Here is a 20,613-nt window from a genome sequence, read left to right on the forward strand (position 1 = left end):
AGGCTATCCGGCCTAGCATGCCGTGGTGAACAGGCTGTCCGATACCGAGTTCATGCGATCACTGCACGATGTCGCTTCACAAGGCCTATCGTTTGGGAGAGACTGTCTTCTGACAATGCGAATGAACTTGAACCGGGACCGCGGCATTGAAAGCGAGGAAGGTTCTCATGCTTCGATTCGCTGCGAAAATCTTCGCGATGCTTCTGGTGCTGGTTGCGGTCCATCGGCCCGCTTCAGCAGTAGAACCGCATTGGCCCCCATCGCTGACGATCGGCACTGCCTCGCCGGGAGGCACATATCACGCCTATGGCGAAGGACTCGCGCGCATTCTGACTCGTGTCCTTGACATTCCGGTGACGGCGCGAGCAACCGAAGGACCGGGGCAGAACATCCTCTTGCTGGAGACAGGCGAGATCCAGATAGGGTTTGTCACCCTTGGTGTCGCTCTGCAGGGCTGGAACGGATCAGCTTCTTGGACTGGAGGCAAACAGCTGAGGACGATGCGTGCTCTCTTCCCCATGTACGACACGCCATTCCAGTTCATGGTCCGCGAGGAATCTGGGATCCGCTCAGTGGGCGAACTCAATGGTAAGCGCGTCGGGATCGGCCCGCAGGGTGGCACATCGGGAGTCTACATCCCCGAATTCTTCAAGGTTTTGAAAGTTGACGCCTCACTTGCTCATGGCGGCTGGGCTGACGTGGCGAACCAGGTGCAGGCTGGAACCCTTGATGCACTCGCAGTGGCAGCTGGCGTTCCATTCCCCTCCTTTATTGATCTCGAACGAAAGGGAAGAGTCCGTTACGTTCCGCTTACTCAGCAACAGATCCTCGATCTGCGTCTCGCCATGCCCGAGCTTGGAGCCTCTGTGGTCGGAGCAGGCACCTACCCGTCACTGAGGAGCAACTACGGGACGGTCGGGCTCTACAACTTCGCGGTTGCTCATCGTGATGTTCCCGCGGACCTCGCTCACGCGATCCTTGAGGCGGTCTTCGCGAACCATGACGAGCTGGTTGAGGTCCACTCGGCCGCAGCCGAGACGGTGCCGGGGAACTTCACCCGCAATACCTTTCTCCCGTTTCACGACGGTGCAAGCCGCTGGTATCAGAACAAGGGTGTTCTCGGCGTCATGCGAGGTGATTGAGCAGATTTGTGAGGAAGTGAAAGTGCGGTGCTGTCCTGTCTGGATGGCGCCCGTTTGGCAATGTGATTGTTGTTGACGTTTGGGCCGAGCGGGGCGGGTGCTGTTGGAGTGGACGGCCCCCTTACGGCATCGCTGTGCCAGAATGAGGTCGTTGCAGATCTCAGTCACAGGAGACCGTCCATGGACCAGATTATCCGCATCGGAATGGATACGTCAAAGCACGTCTTCCAACTGCACGGCGTGAATGCCGCCGAGGAGCCGGTGCTGCGCAAGAAGCTGCGGCGCCAGGATCTGATCACCTTCTTTGGCAAGCTTCCGCCCACCGTAGTTGCCCTTGAAGCCTGTGGGGGCTCGCACCATTGGGCGCGCCTTCTGCAGTCGTTAGGGCACCAGGTGAAGCTGATCGCGCCGCAATTGGCCAAGCCGTACGTCAAGCGTGGCAAGAACGATGCGGCTGATGCCGAGGCGATCTGCGAGGCGATGAGCCGGCCCACCATGCGCTTCGTGCCGGTCAAAACAGCCGACCAGCAGGCGGCCTTGATGCTGGTGGGCGTGCGCGATCGCTTGATCCGGCAGCGCACCCAGCTGGTCAACGTGATCCGCGGCTATGCGGCGGAGTTCGGGCTCATTGCCCCTAAGGGGCTGTGCCGGATCGAGCCTCTGCTGGAGCGGGTCAAAACCGAGGAGACCTTGCCGGCTCTCGCCCGGGAGCTGTTTGCGATGCAGGCCACGGAGTATGCGCAGCTGCAGGCCCGATTGGAGGAGATTGAAGATCGCCTCATGGCTTGGCACCGCGCCCATGAGATCAGCCGACGCTTGGCCAGGATTCCTGGGGTGGGTCCGATCGGCGCTGCGATGTTGGTGATGAAGACGCCTGCACCCGAGGCCTTTCGCTCGGCCCGCCACTTTGCCGCCTGGCTTGGCTTGACCCCGAAGGATCATTCCACCGCCGGCAAGGTGCGGCATGGGGTGATCACGCGGGCCGGTGACGAGGCCCTGCGCAGCGTGCTGGTGGTCGGGGCGACTGCTGTCATCCGGCAGTTGCGGCGCGGCCAGAGTGCGCCGCCTTCGCCGTGGCTGGTGGCGTTGCTCCAGCGCAAGCCGCCCAAGCTGGTTGCCGTGGCGCTGGCCAACAAGATCGCCCGCATTGCCTGGAAGCTGATGGTGACAGGGGAGAGCTACAAAGCCCCAGCGTCAGTATCGGCAGCGGCGTGCGCTGTGTAGAGATCAGCCCGACATGAGAACCCTTCAAGCGCTCTCGTGTTGAGCTGGTGTCGGACCTTGCAAGGAAGCGAGCAGATGGTGTGATCGATCGATCCAGACGGTGAGACACTCCGCACATGACTGTGGTCTGGCGAGGCCGCGGTGCTGTTGGGAACTCACAGAGCGGACGCCATCTTGGCCAGCGGTCATGTGTGACTGCAATGAAAGGCCGGACATATGACCGCAAGCGATCCGATCAAACCATGCCGAAATCTTCTTGCGAGGCGGGGGCCGTCCACATAGGCCATGTGTTCGACCTGTTGATGCGGTGCTTATGACCGCTGGCCCTGATGTTTTACGCTGGAGCTGGTCCCTCTCACATTATCGCGCTCGACTGACGCCAGACGACACCACGGGTTTGCCAGTTCCGGCGATCCATATCCGCTTGGCTTCACATCATCTCATCGTCACCGTGCCAACTGGGTTGCCCCAAGGGGCGAATGGTTTTGAGCTGGTCGTCTATGAGGCCGCCGGCGCGGCCGCTCCCTTGCTCCCGGGCTCGTAAGCCGTGCTCCCGGCCATGACCGCCCAGGCGATCCGGGCCATCTTGTTGGCCAAGGCGACGGCGACCACCTTGAATGGCTTCTTGGCCAGCCGCGACCGGGCCCAGTCAGCCAGGGCCGTCCTGGTCTTGGCCGACTTCATGCTGTAGAGCGCCGCGTGTGCGCCGACGACCAGCAGCTTGCGCAGATGCCGATTGCCCATCTTCGAGATGGAGCCGAGCCTCGCCTTGCCGCCGGTTGAATGCTGCCGGGGCACGAGGCCGAGATAGGCGGCAAACTCCCGGCTGCCCTGGAACAGGCCGGCATCCGGAACACTGGCCGAGAGACAAGAGGCCGCAATCGGGCCGATGCCGGGAATGGTGGCGAGCCTGATGCTCACCGGATCGCTGCGGTGGGCCGCCAGAATGGCCTTGTCGAGCTTGGCGATCTGCGCCTCGATCTCAACCAGCATCGCCGCCAGGGGCTGGAGCGCAATTCGAGCTGCCGCGGGGAAGTCTGGATTGCCCTCCTCATGGAGGAAAGTGATCAACTGGCGCGTGGTGCGAGCGCCCTGAGCGACCACGATGCCCAATTCGGCGAAGTGACCGCGCAGAGCATTGATCAGGGCGGTCCGCTGCCCGACCAGGAGATCGCGGGCTCCGTGCAGCATGAGGGTGCTCTGCTGCTGGGGGCTCTTGACCGGAACGAAGCGCATTGATGGCCGTGTGACGGCCTCGCAGATCGCAGCCGCGTCCGCTGCGTCGTTCTTCTGCCGACGAAGATAGGGTTTGACGTAGGCGGGAGGGATCAGGCGGACGTCATGCCCGAAGGCCATGAGCGTGCGCGCCCAGGGGCGAGCCGTCGCGCAGGCCTCCATCCCGATCAGGCAAGGCGGAAGAGTGCTGAAGAAGCCTGGGACCTGGCTGCGCCGCAGTGCCCGGCGCAGGACGATCTTTCCACTCCTGTCGACGCCATGCAACTGGAAGACGTTCTTCGCGATATCAAGGCCGATCGTGACAATCTCTGGCATGGACGTGGATCCTCTCCGGTTCTTCAACATGCCCATTTTGGCACGTCTGACGCTGGTGGAGGGCGCCATCCACGACATCACGTTAACTGATAACGGGCGCATTGAGGCAACAGCGGTCGCCTGACGGGCTCACGCGGCAACGCAGGCTGCAGACTTCCACGCCGCCATAGCATTAAGGCGGTGAAGATGGATGGCAAGCGCAGAGCGGCGGGAGCGCGGTGGAACGAAAACGTTGCGGGCAGCTGAGAAGACACTGGCGAAACGCTGCAGACCTCCCGGAGAGCGAAAGCCCTGCATCTTGCGCTCTCGTCGGCGCATCACCTGATGCGAGTTCTCAGATGAGGTTGTCTAATCGCAGCCTCCTGATCAAGTCTTTTATCGAATTGCATCGACGATGCCATTGCCGATTGTTCGACGGATCGCGAACAGAGGGCTGATATTGTGATCGCGTTGCCTGTTCTCCTTGGCGCCAGTGATGGTCACTTGCCGGGAGCACGGTTGTCTTCGCGGTCGACACCAGTTCGCCGCATGATGGTCTTCGCAGATGGGGCCTTCCAATGTATTCGACGCAGTCTGCGGGTCGATGACGCGCACCTGCAGTCCCATCAACGGAATGACCTGACCTACGTCCCGGCAGGGACGTCTCGGCGCGTCCAGCGAGCGAACGCAATCTGGCAGGGTTCCGTTGCAAACCCTGACTTAGGTTAAGCGAAGGCCGAACGTGATCCAGATCAGGCAGCAGCGCTGAAGAGAGCAGCAATGAAATCACGCTGAGCCTTCATGTCGTTTGCTGGTGCGATCGCGACCTGCCCTTTGCGGATCATCGCCATAGCCTCATAGCCAGCAATTGTCTGCGAGGCGGTCGAAAAGCTTTTGAAGCCCAGCCCCGGCCGAACCAGGTGCTTGATGCGCCGGTGATCCTGCTCGACGATGTTATTCAAGAATTTCACCTGTCGGAGTTTGGCAAAGCGCCAGAGTTCTCCATCACGTTTCATGGCTTTCGCCGCAATAGGATAAGCGGCGTTCTTGTCGACCGTGATGGTCCGCGGTTTGACCGTATGTGCCTGCTTCAAAGCCTTGCGGAAGAAGCGCCGAGTTGCCGCCGCATCCCGTCTGGGTGAGAGCAGGAAATCGATGGTTTGCCCGCTCGCATCGACAGCGCGATAGAGATAAACCCACTCGCCCTTCACCCGAATGTAAGTTTCGTCCACCCGCCAGGAGCCATTCGTCATGCGCAGATGAGGCCGGACGCGCTTCTCCAATTCGGGAGCGTAGGCCTGGATCCAGCGAAAGAGAGTCGTATGGTCCACTTGCACGCCACGGTCAGAGAACATGCGCTCAAGATCGCGGTAGCTGATCGGGAATTGCAGGTACCAGCGTACGGCCCACAGAATGATCTCCGCCGTAAACTGTCGACTCTTGAACGGGTTCTTCTTGCCTGCTTTCACCATGATCCCTCTCAACGCCCTCACCGTCATAACCCGGGCAGGGGAACCTTCAAAGCTGCAACAGAACCACTTCGCCCGCCGGCTTAAAACCCTGCGCGGGCTCACCCCCTACGAGTACATCTGCAAAACCTGGACCGAGCAGTCGCATCGTTCATCACTGACCCGACACACCACACCCTGGGACCGAACATCTAGTGACTCATTGACGAATGGTCCGCGCGCCATGCCGCCGCCCATTCCTCCACCTGGCATTGCCGGGGCGGCTTCCTTCTTCGGCAGCGCAGCGACCATGGCCTCGGTCGTGACGAGCAGGCCAGCCACGGACGACCTTGGCCGGATCGACGATGCCGGCTTGGACCAGATCCACAAACTCCTCAGTCTGAGCATCGAAGATCAAGCTGTCGGTCAGGATTATGCACCAAGAGGCCTAATGGGCCGAGCCAATGCGGACTACCGTCGGCGGGCAGCCCGAACCCGCTCGCGATAGACGGTGTAAAGGCCGCTGGCCGCAATGATGCCAGCCCCACGATCGTCCAAGCGTCGGGCAGCGCATCAAAAACACAAACTGACTGCTCCGGTCCAGATGCCTCTCTTGACCTGAAGCTCTGCAGGATCCTGATCTCAAAGGAGAGGACCAAACCAAGTCTTCACCTGAGAGAATACAGCATAGTCCGCGACCGAGGTGGCCGTATTCGCACCCTGCTGAACAGCCTCCAGCCGGGTCTTCACCTCTTCTGACGGGAACAGGTCAGCCTGGCGTCCGATGGCGAGCGCATCTTCGAGGACGTCGAGCCGGTCCCGAAACGAGATGCGGTATGGCATTAGCGCGTCGATATACGCCTGCCGCTTGCGCTCAACCTCCGCCGTGTCAGCACAGGCCAGGCGGGTCACGAAGGGCAGTAGCAGTTGCCGCTCCTCGTCATCGGCCTCATCATTCAGGTGCATCGCAAGCCGGCAGATTGGATGAGAGAAGCAACCCGGCATGTCGTCGACGGTTCGCACCGGTCGGTAGTGGAAGCCCGCCGCGACCACGGCCGCTTCGTTGATGCAGGTCCCACCGTCCTTGCCGGGGAACACGTGCGAGCCCTGTTTCAGGGTCCAGTTCAGGATGTGGTCAAAACTGCCCATGGCGGCCATCCTCGTGGCGCCCCCACTCCAGGATGGTGATCCTCCGGCATCATCCCTGTCAATCTGGAGGAGCCCTGAGTCGAGTTCGTTGTCAGAAAAGCCGCAGAGCCTGCAACGGCATTCAGCGCTGGCTATGGCAACCGAGAGCAAGTGGTCACCGAGCCCGGCCTTGGATCAGACACCGGACAGACCTGAGTTCCTCTGGTCCCATCCCTTGTGAAACCGAACCAAGCCGTCTGAGGACAGAAGGCATCACGTCCAGAATTCCGGTCAGGCCAAATGCATTCAAGTCACCTCATAGTCACTGCGGTCGATTGACACGAGTGTGCGTGAGCGGTCCGGTTGGCGGTTTGCGAGACGCGGGTGAGCGCGCCTTTGGGTGGGGAACATGAATCCCCAAACTCCCTGACATTGTAGACGTAATGCGCAGCAAGGAAGCCGCCGGAAACGTCCACCTGATAATCGTGACGGCGGAGCAGGAAATCGGGGCCAAAATAGAAGTCCTGCTCGCGGCAGTGGCTGGCAATCTCGGAGGGGAAAGTCGCACGCAGGACCCGCCAAAGCTCATCTTCTTCCTGCCAGGGCTCGACTTCTTCAACTTTGAAGCCGGGCATCGCTAGGAGGAATGGAGTCGTGAGATACGTCTATAGTGCATAGCCGTTGAAATAGGCCAAGTCTAATGGGTCCTGCGGGGTTTCAAGCCCATGACCCGCGACCCGAAATGATCGCCAGTTTCTTTCGTCACGCAAGCCTCTCCGTTGCAGGCACTTCGGCGAAGATCATTAGGACCGATTGCCGCCAAACGCACTTGAGGCATTGAAGCTAGATTACGAACGAAAGATTAGCCTTGCTCTTACGCTTGAGATCACGAGTCCGTTCGCGAGGAACTAAATGTTCGGGGGCGCGGCATGATCAACCGGTTCGGCAAACCAAATCGGCTACGCTCCTTGGGAGGGGCAAGGCTCGGAGGTGTAGGGCGAACTCTGAACCGTTCGGGCTCGCTTATCATGCCTACCAACACAGGGATAATCAGAAGGGCCAAGGAGACAACAACCACCAGGAACAAGCTGAAAACCACCGGAGTCCACCCCGCTTGTCGCGCAAGCAAATTCGCCTGCGACGACAATAGAATGAGCCAACATGGTTTTCGAATAGTTACCAGCCGACTTGGGGGTGCGACATGATCCCGAAGACGACAGGGGCTGTTGCGTTAACTGGTCTTAGATAATCCGGAGCGGCTATTGAGGAGCCGTTCCAATGTATCTGTTCAAGCGTCGTCGCTTCCCAGTTGAGATCAACCTGCTGTGCGTGCGCTGGTACTGCAAGTACGGCATCAGCTATCGCGATCTGGCCGAGATGATGCAAGAGCGAGGCATCAATGTGAACCCACCCACGATCTTCCGCTGGGTGCAGCGCTATGCCCCAGAGATCGAGAAGCGGGTGCGACCGTACCAGGGACATCGGTCAGGCTCATGGCGGGTCGATGAGACCTTGTGCGAGTTGGCGGACGCTGGCGGTACTTGTTTCGAGCGGTCGATAAACACGGTCGGCTGATCGGCTCTATGCTGTCCAATCGCCGGAACACCAACGCCGCTTATCGTTTCCTGCGTAAAGCCGTAAAGGCGATGAGCCACTATCCACCATCATCCATCACGACGGATCAACTGGCGTCGTATCCCAAGGCTATCCTGCGCCTGCAGGACGAAGGGCTGCTGCCGAAAGACATCGAGCACCGCACGTCAAAGTACTTAAAAAACATCACCGAGGCGAATCACGGCGCGCTCAAGCGGATGACCCGACCGACGCGCGGCTCCCAGACGATGAACACTGCCGCCGCGACCCTGAAGGGTTTTGAAATCATGCGGATGATCCGCCGCGGTCATTGCATCCAGCGGAAACGTCGAGCGACAGGCGACCGGCGAAATCCGTCTCGTCAATCAGCTCTTCGATCTCGCTGCCCGAGCGGCCCATTCGATGAGCTTCCTTTGCCCGTTTCAAGTTACTGCAACAGTGCCCTCACATGGGCAATTCTCGGTCAGAGTCTCATTTCTGAAGCTGGGCCTCACCACGGAAGGGAAGCGTCTCCAGCGGCACACCTCTGGCTGCCCGAGCAACAACACCAGCCGCGAGGGCGGCTACCATAGGAGGCGGAGGCGGAATGGTCGTGAAGTGCAGCACCGCGTGGGCTGCCGCGTCGCTGAGTTCGTCGAGTGCACGGTCGTTGTTGTTCGCGAGGTCATCGCAGGCCTGATGGTAGCATCGATCATAGGCCTCACCCGCCGTCCCACCGAAGATCTGGGCTTGCATCTCCGTCTTGCGGCCTTCCGCGCCAGTGAAGAGACCGCCGGCCGGAATACCCTTGTCAATAAACGGACCATAGTCAGAGCGGCCGTCGAAAGGTGTCGCCAGCGTGGGGAGGTTCTGGCTCTGGAAGTAGTCGAGGAAAACGGCCTCAATCTCGGCCGAGCCAGGCGGGCCGACGGGTCCATCCGCGGAGCCGTCGCCGTCGTAGACGAAGCGCACGGGGTTGGGTGAGCCGAGCATGTCGAAGTTGAGGTTGAGCAGGATCTTGCTGAGATCCTCCGGCGGAAGTTGGTCGACGTAGTGCTTTGAGCCAAGCAGGCCCCACTCCTCAGCGCCCCAGAAGGCGAAGCGGAGCCGGTTATTCGAGGCAATGCCCAACCGTCGCATCTGGAGCGCGATCTCGAGAATGGTGGCTGCGCCACTGCCGTTGTCGTTGAGGCCCGGCCCCTCTCGCACGGAGTCGAGGTGAGCGCCCACGACCACAACCCGATCCGCCGTACCTTCGCTTGTCTCGACGATGACATTAGCTGTCTCACGGCTTTCGGTGATCGTGTCCGTTCTGACCCGGGCTCGCACTGGGCCCCTCTGGGCCAGCGCGTGCAGCTCCTCGCCCACTGCAAAGCTCGCGAACACCACGGGGATGCCGACCGGCGTACCAAGCGTGCCTGTAAGGACCTCCCGGCGTCCGTCTTGGCCTTCGTTGAAGATAATCACCGCCTCGTAGCCGGCCGCTGCCGCGTTCGTGACCTTGATCTGATAGGAGCAAGTGCCGCGCTGGACGAGCGCCACGGCCGGCTCTGACGGCGCGGCAGGAAAGTCGGTAGGCTCGCACCCGCTGGGGGAGCTGGGACTGCTGGTTGGTGGGATAACGATGTCGCGGGTCGGCACCAGCACGCCCTCGACGGTTCCCGGTCCTGAGTACCGCAGGGTGAGAAATTCGGTCCCATGAGCGTAGGCCCGAGACCCCGGACTAAGCCGTGCTACCTCCGCCTGAGATCTTTCTTCGAAGACTGGGAATTGGAATGGCTGGACCACGACCTGGTAGCCCGCGTCCCGAAGCTTCTGCTCTACGTAGCGGACGGAAGCATCATACCCGGGACTGCCCGAAACGCGGGTCCCGTTGTTGGCGTCTGCAATCTTCTGCAGTTCCTCCTGATGGGTGCGGATCGCCGCCACCGTCACGGCGTCACGCAACGCGGAGCTGTCAGTCTGTGCGACAAGCGACGTTGCTATCAACATGGCCGGCACGGCACTGACCAGGAAGAGCCGAGTGGTTGGTCTCATCGCTACCTCATCAACTAGATCGTAATGCGCCTGCCGCTCGCGAAGTAGCGTAGCGGCTATCCCTCAGCGTGATGGCATGGAAACGGGGTCCGATTGGATCGGCTCCCAGCAGCATGAGGGACAGCCACGGAGCAGTATGCCGGCACCGACGTGGAATTGGAATCCTCCGGTGTCTATGTGGTGGATGCCGCCGGCAAAATCCGATGCGAGCTCAACGTGCCGAGCGAGCCAAACGCCTTGGGGTCTCGTCAACTTAACACTTTTACTTGTTCTTGCCGGTGGTTTGAAGGGTGCGCCGTACTGCATTTTCAACAGCTTAGGCCGATGGGGTGTCAGCCTAAAACAGCCATTACTTAGTTAAGTTAACGGTGCCAGTGGTGATCTTGTTGTCTGCATAGGATGCGGTCAGTGAATGAGTACTGAATGCTGGCATTAAGCTTTCGTAATGTTGCCGGGCTGGTGGATCCGAGGCAAATAACGGGGAAACGGATTGGACCCAGCTCTTGAACCGGAGTCATTCTAACCACACATGCCAACTATCGGGGTCCGGGCCCCTCTGGCAGTCTTCCCCAAAGCTGCGATGTCGGACTCTCTCACCTGAGGAGCGTGAGGCTGCTCTGCATCTGGGAGACGACTGTGACGTCTTACCTCCACGTATCTTCCCTCAATGACACCTCTTTCCGCGCGAGCGAGACACGAGCGAGGCTTGATACCCTTGCACGTTTCCTCGACAGCGCCATTCGCGTGCCGGGAACCAACATCCGGCTCGGTGCCGACGCGCTCTTGAACCTGGTTCCTGGCGTCGGCACGCTGACGTCAAAGGGCATGTCGGCCTACCTGATCTGGGAGGCGCGCCGTCTTGGTGTACCAATGTCGACGCTCCTGCGGATGACAGGAAATGTCGGCGTCGACTTCGCCATCAGCGCGGTCCCGGTGGTCGGCTGGGTTGGCGATGTGTTCTTTCGCTCGAACCTGCGCAACATGGCACTGCTGCGTGACCATCTCGACCGATTCCATCCAGGGCTGAACACCTTCCAGAGATGACACTACTCAGGAACCCGATCGTGTCCGGCTGTTACCCTCGTATCTCGGCTAGACCTTTGCCGCTCAGAAAGCATAGCGATGAACACCCCCAACGCCGCGCCTAACTTTCGCAATTTTGCGATAGCCGCTGCGGTCATGTCCCTGCTGTCGATGTTCTACTTCCAGAGCACGGCGGGACCGCAACCTGATCAACTCCCCTACTCCGCCTTCATCACGGCAATCGATCAAGGCGAGATCCGCTCGGTCACTATCCAGGGGCAGGAGGTCGTGGCCGAGCGTTCAGGCGGCGGCGTCGTCACGACCTACGTTCCGCAAGGTGCCGGCCTCATCGCCCAACTCCAGCAGAAGGGCGTCGTGATCAAAGCAGAGCCACCGCCGCAGCCGAGCCTGCTCGGCAGCCTGCTGCTGTCGCTGCTGCCGTTTGCCTTGATGGTCGGCATTGTGGTCTGGATGTCCCGCAATGCTATGAACAAGCAGGGTAGCGGAGGCGGTCTGATGTCCATCGGCAAGTCGAAGGCGAAGCTGCTGACTGAAGCGCATGGCCGCGTCACCTTCGACGACGTCGCCGGCATCGACGAGGCCAAGGAAGACCTGCAGGAGGTCGTGGAGTTCCTGCGCGATCCGCAGAAGTTCCAGCGTCTCGGCGGCCGCATTCCGCGCGGCGTGCTGCTGGTCGGCCCTCCCGGTACCGGTAAGACCCTGACCGCCCGCGCAGTGGCGGGCGAAGCCAACGTGCCGTTCTTCACCATCTCGGGCTCCGACTTCGTCGAGATGTTCGTCGGCGTGGGTGCCTCCCGTGTGCGCGACATGTTCGAGCAGGCGAAGAAGAACGCGCCCTGCATCATCTTCATCGACGAGATCGACGCGGTCGGCCGCCATCGCGGTGCAGGCTTAGGGGGCGGCAACGACGAGCGCGAGCAGACCCTCAACCAGCTCTTGGTCGAGATGGACGGCTTCGAGGCCAACGAGGGCGTGATCATCATCGCGGCCACCAACCGTCCCGACGTGCTCGATCCGGCGCTGCTGCGTCCGGGCCGCTTCGACCGCCAGATCGTCGTTCCGAATCCGGACGTCCTGGGCCGCGAGAAGATCCTGCGCGTCCATGTGCGCAAGGTGCCGCTCGCTCCCGACGTGGACCTGAAGGTGATCGCCCGCGGCACGCCCGGCTTCTCGGGCGCCGACCTCATGAACCTCGTCAACGAGGCGGCGCTGCTCGCCGCTCGCCGCGGCAAGCGCATCGTCACGATGAAGGAGTTCGAGGACGCCAAGGACAAGGTGATGATGGGCGCTGAGCGCCGCACCCTGGTCATGACCGACGACGAGAAGCGCCTGACCGCCTATCACGAGGCCGGCCACGCCGTCGTCGCCCTCAACGTCCCGGCGACCGATCCGGTCCACAAGGCGACCATCATCCCGCGCGGCCGCGCGCTCGGCATGGTCATGCAGCTGCCCGAGCGGGACAAGCTGTCCATGTCCTACGAGCAGATGACCTCGCGCCTCGCCATCATGATGGGCGGCCGCATCGCCGAGGAGATGATCTTCGGCAAGGACAAGGTCACCTCCGGTGCTCAGTCGGACATCGAGCAGGCGACCCGTCTCGCCCGGATGATGGTGACCAAGTGGGGCTTCTCGCCCGAACTCGGCACGGTGGCCTATGGCGAGAACCAGGACGAGGTCTTCCTCGGCATGCAGATGGGCCGCCAGCAGAACGTCTCCGAGGCCACCGCCCAGAAGATCGACTCGGAGGTCCGCCGCCTGGTCGAGGACGGGCTCAACGATGCCCGCCGCATTCTGACCGAGAAGGCGCACGAGCTCGAGGCCCTGGCCCGCGGTCTGCTCGAATACGAGACTCTGACCGGCGACGAGATCCGCCATCTGCTCGACGGCCAGCCGCCGGTGCGCGACACCGGCGAGACCATCACCCCCAGCCGCGGCTCCGCCGTGCCCACCGCCGGCCGTGGCCGGCCGCGGGAGAGCGACGGGGAACTGATTCCGCAGCCCCAGAGCTAAAGCAAAGGTAGAAGGCGAGTGCTTCGACCGCACACGCCTTTTCTTTTCCGCTCCCAGTCTGGTGACGGGCAGAAAAATTCGATCCTTGCCGGATTAACCCTGCGATCAGCTCCGTATACGGGTCATGAACGACGCCAAGCGCATGGATGTCATCGGACTGCTCGGACCCTTGCGGCGCTATGCTCGCTCGCTGGCACGGGACGAGAGCCAAGCCGAGGACCTGGTGCAGGACACCCTTGTTCGGGCCTATGAGCAGCGCAGCTCGTTCCGCCCGGGCGGCAACCTGCGTGGCTGGCTGCTCTCGATTCTGCACAACACCTTCATCGATCACCGGCGGCGTCACGTGGCGGAGTTCCGTCGCCTGGAGCAGGTTGCCGCTGTTGCCGAGACAGCGGCTCCACCCGACCAGGAAAGCCGGGTGCGGCTCCAGCAGGTTCAGGCCGCTTTCGTGAGCCTGCCAGACGAGCAACGGGCTGCCCTGCATCTCGTCGCTATCGAAGGCCTGTCCTACCCAGAGGCCGCCACCGCTCTGAAGATCCCAGTCGGCACCCTTATGTCCCGCCTCGGCCGCGCCCGCGCCACTTTGCGAGGCTTCGAGTCAGGAACCGAGGTGTCGCGACCGTCCGAAGGCAAGCGTCCAAGCCTGCGCACTGTAGGAGGATCCGATGTCTGACCCTATCACCGAAGCGGACCTTCTGGCCTATGTGGATGACCAGCTTGACGTCGCGCGACGGATTGAGGTCGAGGAGCATCTTGCCCACGATCCGGAAGCCGCCGCGCGGATCATGGCCGATCTGAAGGACCGAGATGCCCTCCGGCTGCTCCACGCTTGTCCTCTGCCCCGCGCTCCAGAGACCACCTTTGCAGCGGCTTCCCGACTTGAGCGCGCTCTGGCCTGGCAGGAGTTCGGCCTGAAGCTGCGCCGGATCGCCGCCGTGGTGGCGCTGATCGGGTTCGGCTGGTTTGCTCACGGGCAGGTCGGGCTGGGGATTTCCGACAGCGAGGCCTCGCCCAAGCCGCCGGCTTTCGTCGAGGATGCCCTGCATTCGCACGAGACGGGCCTTCTGCGCGCTCGCATGGTCTCACAGCCTGAAGTCGAGGCCTATGACCCGGCCGAGATCCTGGCCGAGACCGGGATCCAACTTCCGCCCCTGCCTGATGACTGGCAGGTTCGGGATGCACAGGTTTTCCCGTCCAGGCATGGCCACAGCGTCGAACTCGTCATCGATGCCAATGATCTTGGCCGGGTGTCCCTGTTTGCCGCCCAGACTCCGGCCTTCAACGTGATCGCCCCAACCCTGGCCCGCTTCGACAAGGCGAAGGCTGTCTATTGGCAGACCGGCCCGCTCGCCTACGCGCTGACCGGGACCGGCAGCGACACAACCCTTGAACGGGCCGCCATCGGGTTGTCCCGCCAGCTTCGATAACACCCACAGGAGGACTTTGATGAATACACCTTACGCCTGGCAGACAACGACCGCACGCGCGGGTAGCGCCGTCTTTGACGAGGGCCTGCGCCAGCACATGCTGCGGGTCTACAACTACATAGGCATTGGCCTTGTGGTGACCGGACTCGTGGCGTTTTTTGTTGCCTCAACCCCTGCCCTCTATGTGCCGATCTTCCAAACCCCGCTGAAGTGGGTGGTGATGCTGGCGCCACTGGCCTTCATCTTCTTCTCGTTTCGCATAGACCGGATGACGGCGGCGTCCGCCCGCACTGCCTTCTTTGCCTTCTCGGCCGTCATGGGGCTGTCACTCGCCTCGGTGTTCCTGGTCTTCACCGGAGCCAGCATCGCCCGCACGTTCTTCATAACGGCGGCCATGTTCGGTGCCACCAGTCTTTACGGCTACACGACGAAACGCGATCTCTCGAAGTTCGGCTCGTTCTTGATCATGGGCCTGATCGGCATCGTCATCGCCTCGCTGGTTAACATCTTCCTCGCGTCGAGCGCTTTGCAGTTCGCGATCTCGATCATCGGCGTGCTCGTGTTCACCGGCCTGACCGCTTACGACACGCAGTCGATCAAGGAGCGGTATGCCGAAGGCTATGGCCACGAAGCCAACAACAAGATGGCCGTGTTTGGCGCGCTCTCGCTCTACCTGAACTTCATCAATCTCTTCCAGCTGCTGCTGAGCCTCACCGGGCAGCGGGAAGAGTAACCCCCGTCCATTGCAAGAAAGGAATTGATTTACATGGACCATCAGGACCGTCAGGCCATCGAACAGCTCTTCGGGAAGATCGCGCAGGTCGAGGGCCAAGCCGGAGCTCCGGACACGCAGGCGGCGGAGTTCATCCGCTCGCAGATCGCGCGGCAGCCGAATGCTCCGTACTACATGGCCCAGACCATCGTGGTGCAGGAGCAGGCACTGAATGCCGCCCAAGGCCGGATCCAGCAACTGGAACAGGAGCTGGCCAGCCGTCCGGCAGGCGGTGGGGGATTCCTCTCTGGCCTGTTTGGCGGTGGGCAGTCACGGCCGCAGCCGCAACCCGCTTATCAGCCGCATCAGCCCTATCAGCAGCCGATGCACGGCATGCCGCCCCACATGACACATGGCGGCATGGCTCCCCGTGGCGGCGGAGGCTTTCTCGCTGGCGCGGCCCAGACCGCCATGGGCGTGGCCGGCGGCGTACTGCTGGGCAACATGATCGCCGATGCTTTCGGAGGTGGAGACGAGGCGAAAGCCGCCGATGCCGGCCAGGCCGAGCCGCAGCAAGCCGCCGCCGAGGATACTGGCGGCGATGACTTCAGCTTCGAAGAGGACATCTAAGTCCGATCAACGATGGGGCGGCCCTCCCAGACCAGGGCTGACCGCCCCATGATCTCATCCCTCCCGATCCGAGCGCCCGTCTTGGAGACCTCTCGGATCCCCAGTACCATTCCGCCGTCGCAGGTCCATGCGCGTCTCAGGCTCACGACAGAGATGGAATGCCGGCCTTGCAACGCCGTTGCCCGGTGACCTTACACCGATTTCCAGCCCCATCATTTCCTGCAGCACGATCCCCGTACGGAGTTTAAGAATGCACTGTTTGCAGCCTGCCGCGACCTTCGCCCTTGCCTGCATCTTTGCCCTGTCTGGAACCGCCGTCCTCGCTCAGAGCAACAGCGCCTACCGGAGCACGGATGTGGTTGCCGGCAAGCCGCATCGCTTAGGCGTCTATGGCAACGTGCAAAAGGACTGCACGTCGGGGCCGCTGCCAACCGTCCGGGTCGTGACCCCGCCCAAACACGGCGAGCTGAATGTGCGCAGTGGGAAGCTCAAAGCCGGACGGATCTCCCGCTGCCCGAAACTGGAGGCTACGGCCCAAGGGATCTTCTATAAGCCCAACCCCACCTACAAGGGAGCCGACGAGGTCAGCTACGAGGTCAAGTCGGCCAGTGGCAAGGTGGAGAGCCACACCATCAGGATCACGGTGAAAGACGCGACGCCCGCAGACGCCAAGCCCAACCCGGACGCTGACGCTGACCTGTGACGACGAAGCGGTCGGACGGACCTCCCGGTCCGCATTGACGCTATCTTGGCAGAAGGGCTTGGCAAGGGCCGCTTACGCGGCCCTTTGTAGTCCCTATAGGCCAGCAGCGTCGCTCGTGAGCACGTGGGCAGAGACCAGTCGACGCCCCAAAGGCGGCAGCCGGCACGTAGCTCCTTGAAGCCAAAGCCACCCAAGGGCAGAGGCGGCTCTTGGTTACTCTGGCTTGGCGATCCGCGTCTCCTCGAAATCGGCCAAGGCCCATCCGCCAACTGATGCCGTAAACGCCAAGGTCGAAGGGTGAAGCAATCGGGTCTTGGACACTTGCAAACCAAGGCCTGTGAACCCTCAGCCTTAAGGCCACCTAGGCAATCGAGCTTCTTGCAAATGCTTTGCAACTGCATAAACTACCGGGATGTTTCTCGAGGAGACCCTAATGAAGCTTCCTCCCTTGCTGCTGATCTTTGCAACCTTGTTCTTCGCTGCCTCATCTGCTCAAGGAGCAAAGGGCAAGTTCAAGGTCGTTACCACCTTCACGGTCATTGCCGACATGGCGCAGAACGTGGCTGGTGACGCAGCCATCGTGGAATCAACCACCAAGCCCGGAGCGGAGATCCACAATTACCAGCCGACACCAGGCGACATCCTGCGGGCGCAGGATGCCAAGCTCATCCTATGGAACGGCCTCAACCTTGAGCTTTGGTTCGAGAAGTTCCTCCGCAATCTAAGGGAGGTGCCCAGCGTCGTCGTGTCCGAGGGCGTGAAGCCGATGGGGATCCAGGAGGGGCCCTACACCGGCAAGCCCAACCCCCATGCCTGGATGTCCCCCAGCGATGCCCTCATCTATGTCGACAACATCCGCGATGCGCTCGCCAATCACGATCCCGGGAATGCCGAGACCTACCGGGCCAATGCGGAGACCTACAAGGCGAAGATCCAGGCGACCGTCGCGCCGATCCGCTCGACCCTGGCGGCGATCCCCGAGCAGCGCCGCTGGCTCGTGACCAGCGAGGGCGCGTTCAGCTACCTCGCTCGCGACTTCGGCCTAAAGGAACTCTACCTCTGGCCGATCAACGCCGATCAGCAGGGCACGCCGCGGCAAGTGCGCAAGGTCATCGATGCCGTGCGGGCCAACTCCATCCCGGCTGTGTTCTCGGAAAGCACCGTCTCGCCCGATCCGGCCAAGCAAGTGGCCCGCGAGACCGGCGCCAAATACGGCGGCGTTCTCTACGTCGACTCCCTGAGTGATGCCACAGGTCTGGTGCCGACCTATCTTGATCTCCTGCGCGTCACCTCGGAGACCATCGCCAAGGGATTGACCGAATGAATGCCCCCACCCGACGAGCCGACCCTCGTTCCGGCGCCGCCGACGCAGGACTTACCGTCAGTGGTGCAACGGTCACCTACCGCAATGGGCATACGGCTCTTCGGGACGTGAGCTTTGTGATCCCGCGTGGCACCATCACGGCTCTGGTGGGGGTCAATGGCAGCGGCAAGTCGACCCTGTTCAAGGCCGTGATGGGTTTTGTCCCCGTGTCACCCGGCTCGATCTCGATCCTCAGCGGCTCCGTTGCCCAGGCGCTCAAGAACAATATCGTCGCCTATGTGCCCCAGAGTGAGGATGTCGATTGGAACTTCCCCGTTCTGGTCGACGATGTGGTGATGATGGGCCGCTACGGACACATGAACCTGCTGCGTCTGCCCCGGCGCCAGGACCACGAGGCGGTGGACGCGGCGCTGGAACGGGTCGGCATGACGGCCTTCCGGAAGCGCCAGATCGGCGAGCTCTCGGGTGGCCAGAAGAAGCGGGTCTTCCTGGCACGCGCCCTTGCGCAGCACGCCCGTGTCATTCTCCTGGACGAGCCCTTCACCGGCGTCGACGTGACCACGGAGGAGGCCATCATCGTGCTCCTGCGTGGGCTTCGCGACGAAGGCCGCGTGATCCTGGTTTCGACCCACAATCTCGGTAGCGTTCCCGAGTTCTGTGATCGCGCCGTGCTGCTGAACCGGACCGTGCTCGCTGCCGGGCTGACGGAAGAAGTATTCACGCGGGCCAACCTGGAAAAGGCTTTTGGCGGCGTGCTTCGGCACTTCGTGTTCGATGCCAAACTTCGTGCCGGTATTGCTTCGGTGGATGTCATCTCCGACGACGAGCGGCCGCTGGTCATCTACGCAGACAAAGCTTCGGATGCGACCAAGGATAGCACGGCTAACCCACCGGCCGCAGGAAGCGAGCGCACCTGATGGCCCAGCTCCTTGAGCCGTTTTCCTACGACTACATGGTCAACGCCATGTGGGTGAGCGCCCTCGTCGGGGCGGTCTGCGCCTTCCTCTCCGCCTATCTGATGCTCAAAGGTTGGTCGCTGATCGGCGATGCGCTCTCACACTCCATCGTCCCAGGTGTGGCTGGCGCCTACATGCTCGGCCTGCCCTTCTCCGTCGGAGCTTTCCTCTCGGGCGGACTGGCGGCCGGCGCCATGCTGTTCCTGAACCAGCGCACGAAGCTCAAGGAGGACGCCATCATCGGGCTGATCTTCACCTCCTTCTTCGGCCTCGGGCTGTTCATGGTGTCGCTGTCGCCCACCTCCGTGAACATCCAGACCATCGTCCTCGGCAACATCCTGGCGGTCACGCCCGAGGATACGCTGCAACTTGTCATCATTGCGGGCGTGTCTCTCGCCATTCTGCTGGTGAAGTGGAAGGACCTCCTCGTCACCTTCTTCGACGAGAACCATGCCCGCTCGGTCGGCCTGAATCCCACGGCTCTGAAAGTCCTGTTCTTCACCCTGCTCAGCGCCTGCACGGTCGCGGCGTTGCAGACGGTCGGGGCGTTCCTGGTGATCGCCATGGTGGTGACACCCGGTGCTACGGCCTACCTTCTGACTGATCGGTTTCCACGGCTGATCCTGATCAGCATAGCGGTCGGCGCGCTTTCAAGCGGCATCGGCGCCTATCTCAGTTATTTCCTCGACGGTGCCACCGGCGGCATCATCATCGTGCTGCAGACGCTGGTGTTCCTGACCGCCTTCTTCCTGGCGCCCAAGCATGGGCTGCTCGCCGCCCGCCGGCGCATGCGAGCCACATCGGAGGCGAGCCTATGACCGGCCTGCTCGACACGCTCATCTTGCCCCTCACCTTTCCGTTCATGCGGGAAGCCCTTGTGATCGCCATGCTCGTCGCGGCGCCAGCGGCACTGCTGTCGTGCTTCCTGGTGCTCAAGGGCTGGTCGCTCATGGGGGATGCGATCTCGCATGCGGTGCTGCCCGGTGTTGTCCTGTCCTATATTGCCGGCCTTCCCTTGGCGGTGGGCGCCTTCGCGTCCGGCATGACCTGCGCGCTCGCCACTGGCTATTTGAAGGAGAATAGCCGCATCAAGGAGGACACGGTCATGGGCATTGTGTTCTCCGGCATGTTCGGCCTCGGCATCGTGCTCTACACCAAGGTGGAGACGGAGGTGCATCTCGACCACATCCTCTTTGGTGACATGCTCGGCGTGGGTTGGCCGGATCTGGTACAGAGCGGGATCATCGCCGCGGTCGTTTTGGCCATCATTGCCATGAAGTGGCGGGATCTGCTGCTCCATGCGTTCGATCCGCAGCAGGCCCAAGCTATGGGCCTGCCGGTGCGGCTTCTCCACTATGGCTTCCTGTCCCTGCTCTCCCTGACGGTTGTGGGCGCATTGACCGCGACCGGCATCATTCTGACCATTGCCCTGCTGATCACGCCGGGCGCCGTGGCGTTTCTCCTGACGAAGCGGTTCGGGACGATGCTGGTCGTGTCGGTGTTGGTTGCCGCGGTGGCATCCTTCACCGGTGTCTATGTCAGCTTCTTCATCGACAGCGCCCCCGCCCCGACCATCGTTCTGCTCATGGCTGGCACCTTCGTTGCGGCCTTCGTTCGTCAGCATGGCTTCAGCATTCGGCGGAGTGTCCACGATGCGGAGTGACGGTCCCACCTGCGCAGGTTCCGTTGCAAACCCTGACATAGGTTAAGAGACGGCCGGACGTGG

At 61.9% G+C, this 20,613-nt stretch carries 18 protein-coding genes and 4 pseudogenes; 16 read left to right on the forward strand and 6 right to left on the reverse strand.

Features of this window, described 5'->3' with window-relative positions:
• Positions 1–167: 167 nt before the first annotated feature.
• On the forward strand, positions 168–1,142 hold the full coding sequence (locus JO965_RS37525; RefSeq protein ID WP_246777121.1) for a TAXI family TRAP transporter solute-binding subunit: 975 nt from the start codon (positions 168–170) through the stop codon (positions 1,140–1,142).
• Between the two features lie 180 nt (positions 1,143–1,322).
• Positions 1,323–2,366, forward strand: coding sequence for an IS110 family transposase (locus tag JO965_RS37530; RefSeq protein WP_203439317.1), 1,044 nt, complete (start codon positions 1,323–1,325; stop codon positions 2,364–2,366).
• A gap of 498 nt (positions 2,367–2,864) precedes the next feature.
• On the opposite strand, the gene JO965_RS37535 is transcribed toward JO965_RS37530, so the two are convergent.
• The 3 genes and pseudogenes from JO965_RS37535 to JO965_RS37540 all read right to left on the reverse strand — a co-directional run bounded on the left by JO965_RS37535 (position 2,865) and on the right by JO965_RS37540 (position 5,368).
• Complete coding sequence (locus JO965_RS37535) at positions 2,865–3,917, reverse strand: IS110 family transposase (protein ID WP_203445880.1); 1,053 nt, start codon at positions 3,915–3,917, stop codon at positions 2,865–2,867.
• 129 nt (positions 3,918–4,046) lie between these two features.
• Positions 4,047–4,256, reverse strand: a pseudogene (locus JO965_RS48545) (IS6 family transposase); the annotation flags it as partial.
• 392 nt (positions 4,257–4,648) lie between these two features.
• On the reverse strand, positions 4,649–5,368 hold the full coding sequence (locus JO965_RS37540) for an IS6 family transposase (RefSeq protein WP_203445881.1): 720 nt from the start codon (positions 5,366–5,368) through the stop codon (positions 4,649–4,651).
• A gap of 64 nt (positions 5,369–5,432) precedes the next feature.
• On the opposite strand from JO965_RS37540, the pseudogene JO965_RS37545 reads away from it, so the two are divergent.
• Positions 5,433–5,560 (forward strand): annotated as a pseudogene (locus JO965_RS37545) (IS481 family transposase); the annotation flags it as partial.
• A gap of 30 nt (positions 5,561–5,590) precedes the next feature.
• On the opposite strand, the pseudogene groEL reads toward JO965_RS37545, so the two are convergent.
• Together groEL and JO965_RS37555 are read right to left on the reverse strand one after the other, a co-directional pair.
• A pseudogene (gene groEL / locus JO965_RS37550) lies at positions 5,591–5,756 on the reverse strand (chaperonin GroEL); the annotation flags it as partial.
• 230 nt (positions 5,757–5,986) lie between these two features.
• Positions 5,987–6,493 carry a hypothetical protein gene (locus JO965_RS37555; RefSeq protein ID WP_203445882.1) on the reverse strand — a complete coding sequence of 169 codons (507 nt, stop codon included), beginning with the start codon at positions 6,491–6,493 and terminating at the stop codon, positions 5,987–5,989.
• A 422-nt stretch (positions 6,494–6,915) separates the two neighbouring features.
• Here JO965_RS37555 and JO965_RS37560 point away from each other — a divergent pair, with 422 nt between their 5' ends.
• Both JO965_RS37560 and JO965_RS37565 read left to right on the forward strand, forming a co-directional pair.
• The gene (locus tag JO965_RS37560; protein WP_203445883.1) at positions 6,916–7,113 is read left to right on the forward strand and encodes a hypothetical protein; all 198 of its coding nucleotides are present in this window, start codon (positions 6,916–6,918) and stop codon (positions 7,111–7,113) included.
• A gap of 637 nt (positions 7,114–7,750) precedes the next feature.
• Positions 7,751–8,446 (forward strand): annotated as a pseudogene (locus JO965_RS37565) (IS6 family transposase); the annotation flags it as partial.
• Between the two features lie 90 nt (positions 8,447–8,536).
• On the opposite strand, the gene JO965_RS37570 reads toward JO965_RS37565, so the two are convergent.
• On the reverse strand, positions 8,537–10,081 hold the full coding sequence (locus tag JO965_RS37570) for a M28 family metallopeptidase (RefSeq protein ID WP_203445884.1): 1,545 nt from the start codon (positions 10,079–10,081) through the stop codon (positions 8,537–8,539).
• Between the two features lie 636 nt (positions 10,082–10,717).
• Here JO965_RS37570 and JO965_RS37575 point away from each other — a divergent pair.
• The 11 genes from JO965_RS37575 to JO965_RS37625 all read left to right on the forward strand — a co-directional run bounded on the left by JO965_RS37575 (position 10,718) and on the right by JO965_RS37625 (position 20,550).
• On the forward strand, positions 10,718–11,125 hold the full coding sequence (locus tag JO965_RS37575; protein WP_203445885.1) for a DUF4112 domain-containing protein: 408 nt from the start codon (positions 10,718–10,720) through the stop codon (positions 11,123–11,125).
• A 78-nt stretch (positions 11,126–11,203) separates the two neighbouring features.
• A complete protein-coding gene (gene ftsH, locus JO965_RS37580) occupies positions 11,204–13,135 on the forward strand; it encodes an ATP-dependent zinc metalloprotease FtsH (protein ID WP_203445886.1) in 1,932 nt (643 codons plus the stop codon).
• Positions 13,136–13,259: 124 nt separating this feature from the next.
• On the forward strand, positions 13,260–13,808 hold the full coding sequence (locus JO965_RS37585; protein WP_203445887.1) for a sigma-70 family RNA polymerase sigma factor: 549 nt from the start codon (positions 13,260–13,262) through the stop codon (positions 13,806–13,808).
• Positions 13,801–14,562 carry an anti-sigma factor gene (locus JO965_RS37590; RefSeq protein ID WP_203445888.1) on the forward strand — a complete coding sequence of 254 codons (762 nt, stop codon included), beginning with the start codon at positions 13,801–13,803 and terminating at the stop codon, positions 14,560–14,562. Before JO965_RS37585 ends, JO965_RS37590 begins: the two co-directional genes overlap by 8 nt.
• Before the next feature lie 19 nt (positions 14,563–14,581).
• The gene (locus JO965_RS37595; RefSeq protein ID WP_203445889.1) at positions 14,582–15,295 is read left to right on the forward strand and encodes a Bax inhibitor-1/YccA family protein; all 714 of its coding nucleotides are present in this window, start codon (positions 14,582–14,584) and stop codon (positions 15,293–15,295) included.
• A gap of 33 nt (positions 15,296–15,328) precedes the next feature.
• Positions 15,329–15,904 (forward strand): DUF2076 family protein, encoded by a 576-nt coding sequence (locus JO965_RS37600; protein ID WP_203445890.1) that lies wholly within the window; start codon positions 15,329–15,331, stop codon positions 15,902–15,904.
• 250 nt (positions 15,905–16,154) lie between these two features.
• Positions 16,155–16,607, forward strand: a complete 453-nt coding sequence (locus tag JO965_RS37605) for a 4-aminobutyrate aminotransferase (protein WP_203445891.1) — start codon at positions 16,155–16,157, stop codon at positions 16,605–16,607.
• 433 nt (positions 16,608–17,040) lie between these two features.
• Positions 17,041–17,931 carry a metal ABC transporter substrate-binding protein gene (locus JO965_RS37610; RefSeq protein WP_203445892.1) on the forward strand — a complete coding sequence of 297 codons (891 nt, stop codon included), beginning with the start codon at positions 17,041–17,043 and terminating at the stop codon, positions 17,929–17,931.
• On the forward strand, positions 17,928–18,848 hold the full coding sequence (locus JO965_RS37615; protein WP_203445893.1) for a manganese/iron ABC transporter ATP-binding protein: 921 nt from the start codon (positions 17,928–17,930) through the stop codon (positions 18,846–18,848). Before JO965_RS37610 ends, JO965_RS37615 begins: the two co-directional genes overlap by 4 nt.
• Positions 18,848–19,705 (forward strand): metal ABC transporter permease, encoded by an 858-nt coding sequence (locus JO965_RS37620; RefSeq protein WP_203445894.1) that lies wholly within the window; start codon positions 18,848–18,850, stop codon positions 19,703–19,705. Before JO965_RS37615 ends, JO965_RS37620 begins: the two co-directional genes overlap by 1 nt.
• On the forward strand, positions 19,702–20,550 hold the full coding sequence (locus JO965_RS37625) for a metal ABC transporter permease (RefSeq protein ID WP_203445895.1): 849 nt from the start codon (positions 19,702–19,704) through the stop codon (positions 20,548–20,550). The genes JO965_RS37620 and JO965_RS37625 overlap by 4 nt, the downstream gene beginning before the upstream one ends.
• Positions 20,551–20,613 lie beyond the last annotated feature (63 nt).

Origin of the sequence: Microvirga sp. VF16, from assembly GCF_016864375.1 — a bacterium.
Lineage (GTDB): Bacteria > Pseudomonadota > Alphaproteobacteria > Rhizobiales > Beijerinckiaceae > Microvirga.

Excerpts from the sequence above, each read along its gene's own strand:
- JO965_RS37570 (WP_203445884.1), bottom strand. The coding sequence starts at position 10,081 with ATGAGACCAACCACTCGGCTCTTCCTGGTCAGTGCCGTGCCGGCCATG.
- JO965_RS37540 (WP_203445881.1), bottom strand. The coding sequence starts at position 5,368 with ATGGTGAAAGCAGGCAAGAAGAACCCGTTCAAGAGTCGACAGTTTACG.
- JO965_RS37535 (WP_203445880.1), bottom strand. The coding sequence starts at position 3,917 with ATGCCAGAGATTGTCACGATCGGCCTTGATATCGCGAAGAACGTCTTC.
- JO965_RS37615 (WP_203445893.1), top strand. The coding sequence starts at position 17,928 with ATGAATGCCCCCACCCGACGAGCCGACCCTCGTTCCGGCGCCGCCGAC.
- JO965_RS37625 (WP_203445895.1), top strand. The coding sequence starts at position 19,702 with ATGACCGGCCTGCTCGACACGCTCATCTTGCCCCTCACCTTTCCGTTC.
- JO965_RS37620 (WP_203445894.1), top strand. The coding sequence starts at position 18,848 with ATGGCCCAGCTCCTTGAGCCGTTTTCCTACGACTACATGGTCAACGCC.
- JO965_RS37610 (WP_203445892.1), top strand. The coding sequence starts at position 17,041 with ATGAAGCTTCCTCCCTTGCTGCTGATCTTTGCAACCTTGTTCTTCGCT.
- JO965_RS37605 (WP_203445891.1), top strand. The coding sequence starts at position 16,155 with ATGCACTGTTTGCAGCCTGCCGCGACCTTCGCCCTTGCCTGCATCTTT.
- JO965_RS37595 (WP_203445889.1), top strand. The coding sequence starts at position 14,582 with ATGAATACACCTTACGCCTGGCAGACAACGACCGCACGCGCGGGTAGC.
- JO965_RS37600 (WP_203445890.1), top strand. The coding sequence starts at position 15,329 with ATGGACCATCAGGACCGTCAGGCCATCGAACAGCTCTTCGGGAAGATC.
- JO965_RS37560 (WP_203445883.1), top strand. The coding sequence starts at position 6,916 with ATGCGCAGCAAGGAAGCCGCCGGAAACGTCCACCTGATAATCGTGACG.
- JO965_RS37525 (WP_246777121.1), top strand. The coding sequence starts at position 168 with ATGCTTCGATTCGCTGCGAAAATCTTCGCGATGCTTCTGGTGCTGGTT.
- ftsH (WP_203445886.1), top strand. The coding sequence starts at position 11,204 with ATGAACACCCCCAACGCCGCGCCTAACTTTCGCAATTTTGCGATAGCC.
- JO965_RS37585 (WP_203445887.1), top strand. The coding sequence starts at position 13,260 with ATGAACGACGCCAAGCGCATGGATGTCATCGGACTGCTCGGACCCTTG.
- JO965_RS37555 (WP_203445882.1), bottom strand. The coding sequence starts at position 6,493 with ATGGGCAGTTTTGACCACATCCTGAACTGGACCCTGAAACAGGGCTCG.
- JO965_RS37530 (WP_203439317.1), top strand. The coding sequence starts at position 1,323 with ATGGACCAGATTATCCGCATCGGAATGGATACGTCAAAGCACGTCTTC.
- JO965_RS37590 (WP_203445888.1), top strand. The coding sequence starts at position 13,801 with ATGTCTGACCCTATCACCGAAGCGGACCTTCTGGCCTATGTGGATGAC.